Raw genomic sequence first — 15,544 nt, 5'->3', positions numbered from 1 at the left:
GGTATCATAGGCACATTCTCGCTTAGCAACACGATGATGGAATCCGATTTATGCAAGCACAGGCTTTTATACTGGATGATGGTCTCATTCAAGTTACAGGACAAGACAAGTTAAGTTACCTTCACGGTCAACTTACGCAAGACATGAACTTAGTGACGGATGGCCAGTTCAAATGGACAGGACACTGCTCACCAAAGGGCAAGCTTTGGGGTGTATTTAGACTGTTTAAAGAGTCGGATAGTTACATCCTGTGGAGGCTCAAAAAGTGAAATTGAAGCCTCTTTACGTGAATTAAAAAAGTACGGTGTGTTTGCTAAAGTCGAAATTGCACAAGCAGAACGCGTCGCAATTGGCATAATCACGGATTCTATAAAGAGCACGTTGTCACAACTTAACGTAGAGCCAATCGAAGGCCAAAATGCCTATTACAGTGAAGCACTGGATGCGAAAGTGCTGGTACTAGATGACAAGCGCCTTGTTGTTTTCGCAAAACAAAAACCTGAATTGCCAGATACGTTTACCTATCTCCCTGACAATGCCCTTTGGTATATTGCAAGCATCAGTGCTGGTGAACCTCGTTTGGATACACAAAGTATCGATGAGTACGTCCCACAGATGGTCAATCTGCAAGCGTTAAATGGTATTTCGTTTAAAAAAGGTTGTTATACGGGACAAGAAACGGTTGCGCGCATGCGCTATCTCGGAAAGAACAAACGTGCGATGTTTATCGTGTCAGCGCAGGTTGACTCTTTGCCTGAATCACTTGATTTAGAAATGGCGTTAGAAACTAACTGGCGACGTGCTAATACACCAACGCATTTCGCATTTGATACTCACACCAAACAATTCAGTGCACTTGTGGTGCTGCCAAACGACACAACGGCAGATACTGTGCTACGGTTTAAAGATTCGCCTGAAACACACTTAACAATTCAGGCTCTACCTTATTCTTTAGAAGACTCGCAATAATTTAGGAAAGATGATGAAAATTGAGCAAAATTCGGTTGTCAAACTTCACTACGCTGTACTTGATAACGAAAAAAATACCATCGACAACACTTTTGATGAAGCACCAATGGAAATCATCATGGGCGCAGGGTATTTGATCCCTGGACTTGAAGAAGCGCTAATCGGTAAACAAGTTGGTGATACGTTTAGTGTTACAGTTGAGCCAGAAAATGGTTATGGCGAGCGTTACGACAATCTAACGCAAGCAGTCCCTAAGTCAATGTTTGAAGGCATGGAGATTGAAGTTGGCATGCAATTCCGTGCAACAACGGATGAAGGCGACCAACTTGTTGTTATTATTGGCATTGAAGGAGATGACGTCATTGTTGATGGTAACCACCCTCTTTCAGGTATTACACTTAACTTTGATGTGGAAGTCATTGACGTGCGTGAAGCAACTGCTGAAGAACTTGAGCACGGACACGTGCATGGCAGCGGTTGCTGTGGTCACGATCATGACCACGACCACGACCATTAATCATGTGTTTTAAGTGGCCTTAATTGGCCACTTTTGCTTCTAATAAATCCGTTAGTTTGCGCTGCTGATTTGTACCGATACGGATTTGTGTATCGTCCAGCAACGTTAATTCAACCGCTCTAAAGCCATGCACACCATATACCCAACCATCGTGAGTGATCCGTACACCAATGCCATGCATCCAAGAATTGATCACGGGTTGAACCGTTTTAATTTCCGAAAATTTAACTTCTCTTTTAAACACTCCAGGTCCAAACCACCAGCGGATCGCCTGATCATCGACCTCAACCGTTAAAGTTCCAAACAGAATTGCCATCACCAGTAGTAGTACCAAAAAGCCGACCACACCGATATTTGGGCCGATTAAGACCAACGCGATAGCGACAAAACTCGCTATCCAAGTGAGTAGCCCCCAGATGGCCCAACCAAATTGAGTATGTTTATACATCGATTATTGCCTTAAAAACTGTAAACCAAAGTCACACCAAGTTCGCTGTCTTTGGATTCTTTCCCTTCAACGGGCTGAGAATTGTATCGATACGTGTAGGATGCTTTCATTGAAATACCACCGAGCACTTGGCTGATTAACGCTGTTTCAGATTTCAATCGAGAATTGAGTCCCAGATAAAGATTGTTCAACACTCAAATCCTGATTAAAACGCGTGCGGCTCGATACTAACCGTTCCCATTGCAGAGCAACACGAAGAAGATAGCCAATTTGCGAACGTTCATCGCCTTCTTCAAGCTCAATGTCGTCGCGCGTTCGAGACATATATAAACCAGGACCAATATCAAAATCGACGGTATTTTTTGTGCCTTTGTAAAAGCGATTTCCATACCCCGTTGCGACCGTTGATTTGTAATCTAAACCGCTGAATTTATCGCGTTCGTAATCGCTATAGATAAAAAATGACGCTTTCTTATCCTCGAGCTTGTAGTTACCCTGTGCAGAAACAAACACCCGTGACGCAGTAACGTCATTTTCGTGGCTGCTCGAATTTGCTTCTTGGCGATACAATCCATCTAATTTGAAATGATTTCGCCAAACGCTAAAATCTTGATATAGATTGCTTTTGAGCTTAAAAGACGTTGATTCCGTATTGCCTTGGCTAAGGCTCAACCCAAACTCGGTGTCACCATAGAGTAACTCGCCTTGGTGCTGTTGATGGATTTCCGCCTCAGACAAATCGCCGTATTCATGGAAATCCTCAAACGGATCACCAGCGTAACTGTACGCGCTTACACATAACAACGTAATTAAGTATTTTCTCACTACACTTTTAACTTCTAATTACGAACCTAAATTTAGGTTTATTTAACGGGAATTATTGTTGACCACGCAACCAAACGACATGGCAAAATGGCGCATCGATATCACGGCTGATCAAAATTTTTGCAAATAAAACATCCTGCTCATCGACTTCAAGCCCAACAAGAACTTGAACAAAAGCTTCCGGCTCTATCTCGTATTCAACAAACGCAGCCCAGCTTTCATCAGGCTCACTGTCTTCGATAAATCCAGCTTCTTCGCGATGCTCATTAAAAAGTTCAATGTCTTCTTCCGACAAGTTATCCGGCGCCATTTCCAAAAAGATTTCGTAGGCTTGATTCGTTGCTTCTTCAACGCTGTGGAGTCTTGCTGACATAATACTTTCTCAATATAAAATTAGACGTCTATCATAGCAAATTACGAAAATTATTTGCTATGACTACGATGGAATTTCTGTAAATCACAGGTAATTAGCTCAACAGCGCTCGTAACACGTAATAAAAAATCCAATGTCCAAGACTATTTCTACAATAAGCGCTTATTTTTTCTATTTCAATATATTCAATAATCTCTCAGCCCATTTTACTCGTCGCGCCATCCATAACGATAATTTGCGATCCAACATCAATATCTCTCCTTGCTTTCTTGTTTTCATAATTCGCTTTACACTTGAAAGAAGTAGACATCAGACCTGTTATAAAAATTAGAATTCAGGCTAAAAATCATGGAATTAAGCACATGGTAAAACTAGAAATAAAAGAACAAGTCGCGTGGATCACATTATCCAGACCGGAAAAGCAAAATGCCTTATCGTTTGAAATGTTCCAACAACTTGCCAGCACCATCAAGCAAATAAGAAAGGATAAAAGCCTGCGTGCAGCGGTGATCACTGGGGATGGCAATCACTTCAGCTCCGGAACTCGATGTGAAGAGCGTGGTAAATTCCCCCTCAAAAATTGTCCAATTACTCTTTAAGTGGCTTCCTGGAAATCAAAACCTCGTACAGAAAGTCGTGCTTGGATGGCATTCATTACCAATTCCTACGTTTGCGCTCATTCACGGCAATTGTTTTGGTGGGGGTCTGCAAATCGCGCTTGGCTGTGACTTTAGACTTGCGGCGCCCAGTTCGCAATTTGCCATCATGGAGGCTCGATGGGGGCTGTGTCCAGACATGGGGGCAACAATACATTTGCCAGCCCAAATGAACTACGACGATGCTCTATGGTTAAGTATGACAGCAGACCCTATTGCGGTTAAAACAGCGAAACAACAGGGTTTAATTACGCAGGTATGCGATGACCCAAGACAACGTTGCTTGGAAATGTTAGACCTACTTAAATCACGTTCGCCAGATGCATTAGCGGGTATCAAATCACTTTGTCAGCGGGCTTACCACAATCGTGAACGGACTATACTTGCGAAGGAAACCGCCACTCAGCTGGGTCTTTTGCTTGCAAAGAACACTAAAATAGTGATGAAAAATGTCAAATCAGACTCGCCCATCCACTTTTTGCCACGCAAATAGACTGAAATAAAGGATGATCTAAATGATTAAACAAGAAATTCAATTTATTGAGCACTACTATCAGGTCGTCAGCGAGTACTTGATGAATTACAGCATGCAACTTGTCGGGGCCATTTTAGTCTTGTTGTTTGGCCTGTGGGTTGCGAAGAAACTTTCTTCGGTTACCGTCGCGCTGATGAATAAACATAATATCGATGTCACGCTGACAAACTTCATTAGCAATGTCGTTAAAGTTATTGTCATCGTTATGTTTGTCGTGATTTCGCTTGGGAAAATTGGGATTAGCGTAACCCCGTTTGTCGCGGCTATCGGTGCTGCTTCGCTGGGCGCAGGTCTCGCGATGCAAGGCATGCTCTCAAATTACGGCGCAGGACTTGCCATTATCGCCACTCGCCCTTTTGTGGTTGGTGATACCATCATGGTCAATGGCATTAGCGGTTTGGTAAAAGACATTCAACTAGGGCACACTATCTTAATTGATGAAGAGCAAGTTGAAATTACCATTCCGAATAAACAAATAATCGGTGAAGTACTTCACAACTCATTTGCGAATTCGTTAGTAAAAGGAGAAGTGGGAATAGCCTACCACGCAGACCATCACATGGCGGTTAAACTTATCCAACACATTTTGTCTGAGCACCCCAATGTTGCTAACGAGCCTGAAAACAAAGTAGGCATTGAAGCGTTCGCGGACAGTGCAGTGATGATAAGCTATCGCTATTGGGTTCCGACGAATAAAATTATTGAGACTAAACTTGCGGTAAACAGTCTTGTATTTGATGCAATCAACAACGCGAAAATAGAAATCCCATTCCCTCAACGCGTTGTAACACTTAAAAACCCCACCTAATCCTTAAATTCAGTTAATTGCGCAAGGTAATAATGGCTTTTAACCTTGCGCTGCCAAAACTACTCATTTTTTCAAAATCAGTTTTAGCAATTGGCACATGTTGGCAATCAATCGCAACCTGATTAGTCGCAAGCTCTGGGTCGTGGACATAAATACTGTGACTGTCCATCGCGGTCACACACACCCAATGTGGCGCCTTTTTGCCATCTAATCGATATGTACTGATAAGTGCAAGCACACGCACATCATCGTTTAGCATACTTTCAAGGCTAGCCAGTTTTATATCTTCGTAGTTCAGTGCTACACCACAATCTTTGGCTTTCGACACAAAATCCTCATGCACCAACGCCATGATGTTCTTTTTCTTGTCACTTCGAACACCGTCCAGAAATAGGGACTCACTTGTGCTTAAATAGACTGCTGAATTGAATCCTCGATACTGAGCAGACAACGCCAGTCCAATCGGATGACATCCACCATGGCCACTGGTCATAAATATGGTGGTCGCTTCACGCCAAATTTCTAATTCTTCCAGTTGAGATGGTTCAAACTGAGTGGATAAACTGCCCATCGCCATCATCAATGCAGCAGGACCACAAGTGAATTCCGTTGTTTGCATGTACCACGGCACATTGAACTGCACACCATCACCGCTAAAATGGGCAATTTGCTTTTGCATACGCAGCCGCTTCACTGCCATCACCATAGTAATCGCTGTAAGCGCCAAACGTTTTGTAGCCAAATTTTTGGTAGAGTTTTATGGCTTTTTGGTTATTGATAGAAACCTCTAAGCGCAAGTAACCTCTACCTCGTTGACTTGTTTCTTGTTCAAGCGCACCCAGCAGCATTTCAGCAATACCACGACCCCGCGCCATTGGCGACACGGCAAGCGAATACAAGCGAGCAAGTCGAGTGCCTTTTAAGCACCACACTAGGCCGTAGCCAAGTACTTGCCCTTCGAGTTCCGCCACCAACAGTATCGCGTGCTTTGCACTGATCCAACGCTTAAAGCTTCGCCTACTCAGCTTGTCACTGGAAAAACAGTGCATTTCAAGGTCAGTAAGTGCATTTAAGTCAGACGGTGAAGCAACCCGAATTATCGCGCTTGGTGCGTCCTCCACTTTAAGCGCTGCATTAGTCATTGTCTTTGCCTCTTAACTCTAAGCGACGTTGAAATTCAGCCATGATTTGCATATACAGCTCATCGCCTAAATACGCATCTTCCACTTTTGTTTCAATGCTCGGATTGTCGTTCACTTCAATCACGTAAGCCTTACCTGCAAGCTCTTTAACATCAACACCATAAAGGCCTTTACCGATCACCTTACAGGCCTTTAGTGCGGCTTCAAGCACTGCACGAGGCACTTCAAAAGTCGGCAATGTTTCCCAACCACCTGAATTAAAACGTTTAGAGTTGTGGTTATAAATCTGCCAGTGGTTGCGCGCCATAAAGTAACGACAAGCATAAATTGCACGACCGTTCAGCACCCCAATACGCCAATCGTACTCGGTGTATAAAAACTCTTGCACCAAAACAAGCGCACTTTCCGCGAGTAATTCACCTAAACGCGCTTCCAATTCCTCTTTGTCTTTTACTTTGAACACACCGCGAGAGAACGAACCTTCCGGCATTTTTAGCACCATCGGGTAGCTAAACGTAGTTTCCAATTGCTCGAGAGTGTGCGGCTCTTTATCACTCACCGTTACCGTTTTTAGGGTAGGCACTTTGTTGTAGCTGAAGGCATCATGTAAAAATACCTTATTGCAACAACGAAGAATCGACGTTGCGTCATCAATGACGACAATCCCTTTCGCTTCGGCTTTGCTTGCCAGCTTGTAAGTAACATGATCAATCGCCGTGGTTTGACGAATAAACAACGCATCATATTGGCTTACGTCTTCTAACGTTTCCGGCGTTTTCACTTCCGCATGAATACCATGTTTACGTGCCGCTTTTACAAATTTCGCAATCGCGTCTTTGTCACTAGGCGGTGAAGGTTCATTCGGGTCTACTAAAATTGCCATTTCCCAACGAGCGTGTTTTGTTGTTTGACCGATATGCCACGTTGATTCAGCATGCGAGGTTAATTGCGCTAGAAACGCTTGCTTTTCCTCACCTTCTAATTCACTGAGCGAACCTTGCTTAATGCGCACTTGATTCGTTTCAACTAAATACTCCAAATGCAAAATAGGTGCGGGGTATTTCTTATGTGCTATTTGCCCCACTTTTTGCCACGCCGCATCATTCGTTTTGCCAAAGAAAACCCACGTTTTCGCGTTCGTAATCTTTGCTACTTCACTTAATTGCTTGGCTGTCAGATTAAGATCTAACGTTTCAGAGCGCAGCGCGTTGATGGTTTTCACCGTTGGTTGAACAACGTGTTTACGAGCCTCTGCCAACAAAGAGCAATAGTAGCCTTTACTTAAATATTGCTCGGTATTACATAAGTTAATAATGCGTGTTTTCGGTTCGTCGCGTTTTGGGTAGTCTTGTAGATAACGCTCAAAAGTAAGCGTATTAGGTAGACCTAACTCTTCCACTAATGCTGTTGATTCAACCACAATTAACGTTTTAAGCATGTAAATTCCTAAATTAGTACGGGCACGCATACAAGGTATAGTTGAAAATTCGTTGTGCCGACGAATAGTTTTAATTTTTTTGGCAAAAAGAACCAAAAGATCAAGCACATGTACTGCAATAGCGGAATTCAGTTGGTCATTCTGCGCACTTTATAAGGCTGATTTACCTACATCGCAAATGAAATAAATTTCTCGATAAGAGTGAGTAATTTTTATGTATTACACAGTGATTCGGAATGACCAGTAAAGACGGCAAAACGCGTGGAAAACTGATATATCACCATGACTAATAAGCATAAAAAAGCCATAGTTAAAAAGAGTAGAACACCACCGAATGATTGCAAAATTACACCACCAATAAATGGTGCAAATGCATACCCTAAAGAGCACAAACCGGCCGCGCCAAAATAACTCGCTTTCATCGACTCTGGTGATAGCCTATCTAACAATACATTTAAATTTGCAAAGAGTATCGCCTCGCCAAGACTTAGAATAGCCATCGCAAATAACCAACCGGTATACGAATTAACGTGAATTGCTGCCATTGTGATCTGTGAAATGAGCAATAGGAAGCTGCCCACTAGTAGCCTATTTTCAATAGACCAGTTGCGCATGACGGCAAGTAATGGAAACTGAGCCACCACAATTATGGCGCCGTTCATGACGATTAAAGATGAAATCAAGAATGCAAGATCAGGGACATTTTCGCGTGCAAGGTATTGAACCAGCGTCGAGTCACTTTGAGCAAAGACCACAAAAACAATAAAGTTTGCTGCTAAAACTAATAAGAAACGCTTATCTCGACGTAAAATAGACAACCAAGTTGAGAAAGCGGGTACGTCCACACCACTTTTTGCCACTTGATGGCGCCCAGACCAAAAGATCAGTACCCCTAAGCCCATCCCTAAATAGGCCAATGCAGTAAAGGCAAACAGTCCTACATTGCCATTCAACCCAGCCCAAAGTCCAAACAGCGGGCCAAATGCCGCCCCCACATTCACCAAAAAATACAGCGTCTGATAAGCCAACTCCCGATGATTTTGATCTGGTAATTCGTCAGACATTAAGGCTTTACTTGGTGCATCCCACAAGGCTCGAGGCATTGTTGCTAACGCGACAAAGGCCATAAATGAAACGAGATCTGTCATAACAGCAAGCCCTAAAAAGGCAATAATACCGAGTGCAATTGCCAACATTAAAATGGGCAAACGCCCAAAACGATCAGCGAGATAACCGGTGAAAAAGCCTATTGACGTTGAGAAGACAGCTGACAAACTCAAAAGTCCTCCTACTTCAACAGCCGTCAGTCCATATCGCTCATAAAGAATTACCGCAAGAAAAGGCCAAACCATAAAATAAGACGTGCGAATGGCAAAATTACCAAGTAATAGTACCCACGTTAGCTTGGTGAAATGTGTCATTGTTTTGATCATATTGTCACTCCCTTAAAAGTGACTCCACTCTAAAACCTCAATCAACCTTGAGGTAAAGTTTTATTTATGTCTAAGAATATGAAATGCAGGTTTGTTGATTAAACCATCCATGCTCCGCGTTTAATTTTGTCGAATTTAGCAACATCACACAGTACCTACCTTACTTTTAAGTCCCGCTTATTCGAATAAAAAGAAAATGGTTGAATAGCCAAATTCTATTCTACACTTGAAATGAAAAAGGATTTTAGGAGCAAAGATGAAGCTCAAACTTCTTGTAATGTCCCTATGTGTGTCACTGTCAATTTTACCCTTGCTGATTGGGGTGTATTACATCAATTTAAATACGGCTCAATACCATCGAGACCTAATGGCGAAGCAAATTGCGTCACTGGCACAAATTGGAAAACGTCGTATTGAAGCGCTTGTCAATGAAACCCAAAACTACACCGCCATGATCGCAAATAATGTTGGGTTAAAGACAGCCCTCGCGGGTTGGCTCAATGAACGAACTCAGAACCATTTGGAAACACTTAAAAATACACTACTTGATTCAACACAATCGTTGAAATCACTGGATCACTTTACGGTGTACAATGCGCTTGGAAATCTGGTGATCACAACCAATTCATCTACCGCGTATACACATGTCTCGCTCGCGAATCCTTTTGAATTGCAAACGGAATTAGTCCCTGATACCTCAGGTGTTCAACTTGTACATGTTCAACCAATTTACTTCGAGAATGCGCTTATTGGCTTTATAAAGCTGGCGTTTAGTACTACCGCTATCAATGAACTTATCTCTGATAGAACAGGGCTTGGAAAAACGGGGGAATGGCTTTTTGCTATCCAAGACAAAAACGGTGACGCCATATTTGCCGTGCCATTAAAATATGACCCAGATGCCGCTTTTCATCGCAAAGTCGCAAGTATTCGAGAAGATGTTCCAATCATTCAGGCGCTGCACGGTAAATCCATTATCATGAATAATGCGCCTGACTACCGTGAAGTACCCGTCCTTGCCGCTACGCAATTTATACCCAAATTAGGGTGGGGACTGGTCGTCAAGATTGACGAACAAGAGGTCAATTACCTCACCTTCCAAAACCAAAATCGGGTTATTTACTACAGTCTAATGATGGTAATCTTCGCCATTGTGCTCGCACTTTTACTCGCTAAGTACATTCAAAGCCCACTACAACTGTTAAGAGACTACGGACATAAGCTACGTACAGGAGAAAAATTACCGACCAATAGTTATCGCGGTTGGCTGGAAGCAAAAGAACTATCCGCAGAGTTTATTACCATGGCAGAAAAGCTCCGCCATTTAAATGAAGAGCTACGAGATGAAGTTTCAGAGCGGAATCAACAGCTTCAGGCAAGTCATCTACAGCTTGCGCAAAATGCGATTGAAGACCCCATAACAGGTCTCTATAACCGCCGATATTTTTACAAACGTTTTGATGAAGAGCTTGATAGAGCAAAACGGTTTAACCGGCCTCTTAGTTTGGCGGTGTTAGAAATCGACCAATTCCAAATGCTCCTCGAACATTGGGGTGCTGACATTACTGACATTGTTTTGTCTAAAGTCGCCACGGCGATGCGTACTATTACCAAAAAAGCAGATTGTTGTGGGCGACTAAGTGATTCCGAATTTGCCATTTTGCTGCCTGAACAGTCTCGAGATGCGATAGAACTTGCTATGGAAGAGCTCAAAGCGCTTATCTTTGGAAGTTCAATTACGACGATTAAGGGTACCGTCAAAATATCCTGCAGTATTGGAATTTCTTTTAATGACGACGTCTCCGTCTCACAAAGTGACCTTTTGCAACGTGCGGGTCACGCCCTGTCCAAAGCAAAACAATTGGGCAGAAATAACCTTGCTGTGTATAGATATGAAGAATCTGAAGACACTGTTGAAGGCGGGAGCCACCTTTAGCTCCCTGTTCGCTCCCCTTGTTGTGGATGCCATTGTGCTATTTTGGCTGACGAGATTTAAGCGAGTGCCCAGCTTTTTCTAACCAAGGTTCTTCAGGCCATCTGTGTTTTGGGTATCGTCCTCGCATCTCTTTGGCAACCTCAACGTAGGCATTTCGCCAAAAATGCGCCAAATCACTTGTGGTTTGTAATGGCCTTAGGGCTGGCGACAATAGCTCATAACGTAACGCGACCCTTCCGCCTGCAATGCGCGACGATTCAACCTCGCCAAACACTTCTTGAAGACGCACGGCGACGGTAGGTGCTGCATTACAATAATCAATCCGCACCTTAGTTCCACTTGGGGTTTCATAATTGTCGGGTGCTTCTTGTTCTAAAATTTGCTGCTGCTCCCACGTTAAAGTGCTTTTGAGTAGGCCGAATATAGGCACCTGTTTTAGCGCTTTAAGATTGGTGACATCAGGCAAGTAAGGTAATAACCATTCAGCCGCAGAATTAACCAGGGTAAGTTCATTAATTTCTGGGAAATCACTGAGATATTGCGACAGCCAATTTGTTCTAGCGACCCATCGCACACATTGCTCGTTCCAATTCAACAGCGAAAGTCCTTCTTCGTTTAATAACGAGGCGACACATTTTTTAAACGTCTTAGGACTTGGCGCCGGTAAATTTTCGCTTTTTACCGTCAACTGTTGAAAACGCAACTCTCGTCTTCCCACCAATTTTTCTTTTGTGGCGTCGAGTTGCCAGCGCTCTTCTGCCACTAAGTGCGATTGCAGCTTCTCTAATAATACAGGCTCTGACACTGGCTCTGCCAAATAAATTAAACCATCTTTATTTTGTCCATCACAATCCACAACGACCAACCAGTCATGTTTACAAAGTGGATCATCTGCTTTTAGTCGTACGCCACGACCATTCGCGAGCGTGTAGCGAGCACGGTCACTCGGGCTTTGTTTTGCTATTCTATCTGGAAAGCCCACGAGCAAAAGCCGAGCGATCAGCTCAGACAATTCGGTTGGTGAGTAAGTACTCTCAACTGGTTTCGCGTCACTTTTAGACTTAATGGATTGAAGAATTTGCTGAACAAGGTTCTTTCGAACACCAAATATTGCTTGTCGTTGTAATCCCTCGAGCACCACCAGAATTCGGTCTAATAGTTGCGCTGAATGTGGCGCTAAGAGTAAATCTCGCTCTTGCAATACGGCGAGTAAAATCGAAGCAACTTGCCTCTCACTTTCATTGCAAGCTGCGAGTTTTATTGCACTAAGTCTTGGCCCTGCCGGAATTGCATGGGCTTTAAGCCCAAGTTCGGTCAATTTATTTGCATCAGACAAAAAACCAAGCTGACGGTTTAGTGTTTGCGCCGATTCAAAGTGCAGCAATGGAGGTGCGCTCAACCAATTTGCTTCATTAAATCGAGCGATCCCCCATTTCGCTAATTCCAGCACAACGCCATCCAAATCCGTTGTCATGATCTCTTCTTTGGGGAAGTCCGCGAATGTAGTTTGTTCCTGAGAAGACCACAAACGAATACATAATCCAGCTTGAGTACGACCGGCTCGTCCCGCCCGTTGCACTGCAGACGAAAGCGCAATTCGTTGCGTATCCAATCGCGACAAGCCGGACTTAACATCATAGTTAATGCGTTTTTCTAAACCCGAATCGATTACGATGGTGATATTTGGAATAGTCAAACTTGTTTCAGCAATATTGGTGCTGAGAATAATACGTCGCAAGCCACCTTTTCCCCCATTTAGAATGTGCATTTGCTCATTCAAAGGCATCGCGCCAAATAGGGTAAGTAATTCAACCTCATCAACGAATTGTTCTTTTAGCAAGTTATAGACGCGACTAATGTCACCTTGCCCCGGCAAAAAGACAAGGGCATCGCCCTTTGGCATGGCAGACATGGCATAGTTGAGAGCCTTACTTACCTGCTGAGCGATTGGCTGATTATCCGAAGCTTGATACAGCGTTTCCACGGGAAAGACTCGCCCTTCGCAGGCTAAAATGGGTGCTCTATCAAGATATTCGCTGACAAATTCGCTGTCCATGCTTGCTGACATCACAAGAATTCGCAAATCATCACGAAACCCTAATCGAATTTCTTGACTCAACATCAATGCTAAGTCGGCGTGAATAGAGCGTTCATGGAATTCGTCGAAAATCAGTAAGGCAGTATCTGATAACTCAGGGTCGGATTGGATGCGGCGTGTTAAAACGCCTTCTGTAACTATTTCCAATTTTGTTTTTGCCGACACCTTGGATTCATTGCGGATCTGATAACCCACTGTTTCTCCAATCGCCTCTCCCAATTGCTTTGCCAAATAACTGGCTATCGATTTTACAGCGACTCGGCGCGGCTCCAACATAACGATTTTTTTGCCACCCAACCATGTAGCACTGAGTAACGACAACGGCACCGCTGTTGATTTACCTGCCCCGGGTTCGGCTTCAAGAACGAGTGTTCCTTTTGCCTCAAGCAACTGGGCAATTTGAGAAAGGTGTTGGTGAATTGGTAACACAGATTTTTCGCATTTAAATCATATTAATGAGGATTATACGACATCACCATGTTGCGTGAAACGTCGTAATCATGGCGTTTAGGTTTCTAACATCACTTGGCTGTGACTTGCAAAAACCTTTAGCTCGCCGCTTCGGATGAGTACTCTCGCCTGTTTTGAGAACACTTCGGCATTTTGATATGCCTCTGGATGCACCAATTGTGCTATTCCCATTCAAGCGTTACGACGCGTTTCTTTCGCAATGTACAAACCGACATCGGCCAGTTCTAAGGTTTGCTCCCAATTTAACCATTTATCACGTTCAGGCACGAGCGGTAACGGTGCAAATCCAATTGAACACGTGCAGGTCAAGATGTGGTCATTTATCACAAATGGATAACTGCTGACTTGCAATCGAATGCGCTCGGCAACCTCACATGCCTCTTGTCGTGACATGTCAGGCATAAGCAACAAAAATTCCTCTCCTCCCCAACGTACCACGATATCTGAACGTCGAGTGCACTGTTTTAGAATTTCCGCAAAACGTTGCAAAATGACATCACCCGCAGCATGACCGTAAGTGTCGTTAATACGCTTAAAATGATCGATGTCGACCAAGCAAAGCACACTTTCTCTTTGCTGAGTTTGACTGATAAAACCATCAATTACGCTAAAGAAATAATGGCGATTTCTAAGTCCTGTCAAACTATCGGTAAAACTCAATGCTTGCAAACGTTCATTGCGTTCAGCAAGCTCGGCTGTTCTGGCTTGTACTTGTTGTTTAAGGACAATTAAGTAGCGCTTGTTTTGCCAGCGCCAATATAAAAAACCACCTACACCAAACAGTAACAGCGCCAATAAAATCCATCGCTGTTGCGTGAGTCTTGCATTTTCCAGTTGCTGTTGCTGCCGCTCTAATTTTTGTGCCTGCTGTGCGTTATCTCGCTCAAGCACGTTTAATTGCTGCTTTTGTTGCGCGACGGAAAACTGCGCTTCCAACTGAAGCACTTTGTTACTGCGTTTTTGCAGGTTTATGGCACGCTCAGTCATCAAAGCACGTTGAATATAGAGATGGGCTTGTTTGTACTGCTGTTGCTGTACATGAGCATTAGCAAGAATTTGCTGTAACTCTCCTTGTTCGGTGAGGTAACGCGTATCGAATGTTTGTTGTAGTTCTTTGGTTGCCAAAAGTTCAGCTTGATAGAATTCCCCAGCTTGAAGGTGACACTTGGCAAGCAAAATTTGGTATTCAATCTGTTCTTTAGAGGTATACACTTGCTGAAGCGACTTAACCTCGAGTAACGCACGACGTGCTGCTTCAAATTCACCACTGGACAACAACCCACGCGCGTAAAGTAGCGTCACTTTTGCTTTTAAGTCATCTGGTAAATTAGTTTGCTCAAAGAGCGGACGCATCTTCGCTACCACTTCTCGATAACTGCCCTTGAATTGCAATATCTGTGCTTGCCAAAGCGATAAAAGGTAAGTTGGCGTTCCGCCAATTTGACTTCTTTGCAGTGCTTTCGAAATTTTGTGTAAATAGCGTTCAGCGGCGTCAAATCGTTCCAATTCCACTTCAAGCTCAACAAATGCGAAGTAAACATCGATAATACGTTGTTCATCATGACTTTTTTCAGCAAGTGCCAAGGCTTCAAAATGCATTACGAGAGCATCTTTGTATGCACCATATTGCTCAAACAATGCCCCTTCGAGAAGATAAGAATCAATGATAATAGGCACATCGCCAAAACTTTTAGCTTGTTCACGAAAAACACGAATTCTAGGCAATAGGGATAAATCGTAATCTCGACGCACCGCTCGACGTAGTTCATCGTACACGACGTTGAGTTGTTGCCGTTGTTCAGAAATACCAATACCTCGGCCATTGGCTTCTCGCGCCTGTACACACAATAAAGCGCTTTGGATAAGAATGAATAACAAGACACAACGCTTCATCG

9 protein-coding genes and 4 pseudogenes are annotated in these 15,544 nt (G+C 43.5%); 5 read left to right on the top strand and 8 right to left on the bottom strand.

The window, feature by feature from the left end:
- Positions 1 to 50: 50 nt before the first annotated feature.
- A pseudogene (gene ygfZ / locus J5O05_RS14080) lies at positions 51 to 969 on the top strand (tRNA-modifying protein YgfZ).
- A gap of 13 nt (positions 970 to 982) precedes the next feature.
- Positions 983 to 1,486 carry an FKBP-type peptidyl-prolyl cis-trans isomerase gene (locus J5O05_RS14075; RefSeq protein ID WP_208844537.1) on the top strand — a complete coding sequence of 168 codons (504 nt, stop codon included), beginning with the start codon at positions 983 to 985 and terminating at the stop codon, positions 1,484 to 1,486.
- A gap of 19 nt (positions 1,487 to 1,505) precedes the next feature.
- On the opposite strand, the gene J5O05_RS14070 is transcribed toward J5O05_RS14075, so the two are convergent.
- The 3 genes and pseudogenes from J5O05_RS14070 to J5O05_RS14060 all read right to left on the bottom strand — a co-directional run bounded on the left by J5O05_RS14070 (position 1,506) and on the right by J5O05_RS14060 (position 3,132).
- On the bottom strand, positions 1,506 to 1,934 hold the full coding sequence (locus tag J5O05_RS14070) for a hypothetical protein (RefSeq protein ID WP_208842626.1): 429 nt from the start codon (positions 1,932 to 1,934) through the stop codon (positions 1,506 to 1,508).
- Positions 1,935 to 1,945: 11 nt separating this feature from the next.
- Positions 1,946 to 2,759, bottom strand: a pseudogene (locus J5O05_RS14065) (DUF481 domain-containing protein).
- A gap of 52 nt (positions 2,760 to 2,811) precedes the next feature.
- Complete coding sequence (locus tag J5O05_RS14060) at positions 2,812 to 3,132, bottom strand: HI1450 family dsDNA-mimic protein (RefSeq protein ID WP_377099389.1); 321 nt, start codon at positions 3,130 to 3,132, stop codon at positions 2,812 to 2,814.
- Positions 3,133 to 3,494: 362 nt separating this feature from the next.
- On the opposite strand from J5O05_RS14060, the pseudogene J5O05_RS14055 reads away from it, so the two are divergent.
- Both J5O05_RS14055 and J5O05_RS14050 read left to right on the top strand, forming a co-directional pair.
- Positions 3,495 to 4,281, top strand: a pseudogene (locus J5O05_RS14055) (crotonase/enoyl-CoA hydratase family protein).
- A gap of 22 nt (positions 4,282 to 4,303) precedes the next feature.
- Positions 4,304 to 5,131: a mechanosensitive ion channel family protein gene (locus J5O05_RS14050; protein WP_208842625.1), complete on the top strand. Its 828-nt coding sequence runs from the start codon at positions 4,304 to 4,306 to the stop codon at positions 5,129 to 5,131.
- 13 nt (positions 5,132 to 5,144) lie between these two features.
- Here the strand turns inward: J5O05_RS14050 and J5O05_RS14045 are convergent.
- The 3 genes and pseudogenes from J5O05_RS14045 to J5O05_RS14035 form a co-directional block, all read right to left on the bottom strand.
- A pseudogene (locus J5O05_RS14045) lies at positions 5,145 to 6,273 on the bottom strand (GNAT family N-acetyltransferase/peptidase C39 family protein).
- Positions 6,266 to 7,711, bottom strand: a complete 1,446-nt coding sequence (locus J5O05_RS14040) for a RimK family protein (protein ID WP_208842624.1) — start codon at positions 7,709 to 7,711, stop codon at positions 6,266 to 6,268. Before J5O05_RS14040 ends, J5O05_RS14045 begins: the two are co-directional and overlap by 8 nt.
- 212 nt (positions 7,712 to 7,923) lie before the next feature.
- The gene (locus J5O05_RS14035; protein WP_208842623.1) at positions 7,924 to 9,144 is read right to left on the bottom strand and encodes an MFS transporter; all 1,221 of its coding nucleotides are present in this window, start codon (positions 9,142 to 9,144) and stop codon (positions 7,924 to 7,926) included.
- A gap of 256 nt (positions 9,145 to 9,400) precedes the next feature.
- Here J5O05_RS14035 and J5O05_RS14030 point away from each other — a divergent pair, with 256 nt between their 5' ends.
- Positions 9,401 to 11,080 (top strand): sensor domain-containing diguanylate cyclase, encoded by a 1,680-nt coding sequence (locus J5O05_RS14030; RefSeq protein ID WP_208842622.1) that lies wholly within the window; start codon positions 9,401 to 9,403, stop codon positions 11,078 to 11,080.
- A gap of 37 nt (positions 11,081 to 11,117) precedes the next feature.
- On the opposite strand, the gene hrpB is transcribed toward J5O05_RS14030, so the two are convergent.
- Together hrpB and J5O05_RS14020 are read right to left on the bottom strand one after the other, a co-directional pair.
- Positions 11,118 to 13,607, bottom strand: coding sequence for an ATP-dependent helicase HrpB (gene hrpB / locus J5O05_RS14025; RefSeq protein WP_208842621.1), 2,490 nt, complete (start codon positions 13,605 to 13,607; stop codon positions 11,118 to 11,120).
- Between the two features lie 213 nt (positions 13,608 to 13,820).
- A complete protein-coding gene (locus tag J5O05_RS14020) occupies positions 13,821 to 15,542 on the bottom strand; it encodes a tetratricopeptide repeat-containing diguanylate cyclase (protein WP_208842620.1) in 1,722 nt (573 codons plus the stop codon).
- Positions 15,543 to 15,544: the final 2 nt, after the last annotated feature.

It is taken from the genome of Pseudoalteromonas xiamenensis (assembly GCF_017638925.1).
Classification (GTDB): domain Bacteria; phylum Pseudomonadota; class Gammaproteobacteria; order Enterobacterales; family Alteromonadaceae; genus Pseudoalteromonas; species Pseudoalteromonas xiamenensis.
Note: the sequence above shows the minus strand (reverse complement) of the source record. Positions and strands in the feature narration are given on the sequence as shown.

What these genes read in the sequence shown, in the direction of transcription:
- J5O05_RS14075 (WP_208844537.1), top strand. Translation starts at nt 983, where the DNA reads ATGAAAATTGAGCAAAATTCGGTTGTCAAACTTCACTACGCTGTACTT.
- J5O05_RS14040 (WP_208842624.1), bottom strand. Translation starts at nt 7,711, where the DNA reads ATGCTTAAAACGTTAATTGTGGTTGAATCAACAGCATTAGTGGAAGAG.
- J5O05_RS14030 (WP_208842622.1), top strand. Translation starts at nt 9,401, where the DNA reads ATGAAGCTCAAACTTCTTGTAATGTCCCTATGTGTGTCACTGTCAATT.
- J5O05_RS14035 (WP_208842623.1), bottom strand. Translation starts at nt 9,144, where the DNA reads ATGATCAAAACAATGACACATTTCACCAAGCTAACGTGGGTACTATTA.
- J5O05_RS14060 (WP_377099389.1), bottom strand. Translation starts at nt 3,132, where the DNA reads ATGTCAGCAAGACTCCACAGCGTTGAAGAAGCAACGAATCAAGCCTAC.
- J5O05_RS14070 (WP_208842626.1), bottom strand. Translation starts at nt 1,934, where the DNA reads ATGTATAAACATACTCAATTTGGTTGGGCCATCTGGGGGCTACTCACT.
- J5O05_RS14020 (WP_208842620.1), bottom strand. Translation starts at nt 15,542, where the DNA reads ATGAAGCGTTGTGTCTTGTTATTCATTCTTATCCAAAGCGCTTTATTG.
- J5O05_RS14050 (WP_208842625.1), top strand. Translation starts at nt 4,304, where the DNA reads ATGATTAAACAAGAAATTCAATTTATTGAGCACTACTATCAGGTCGTC.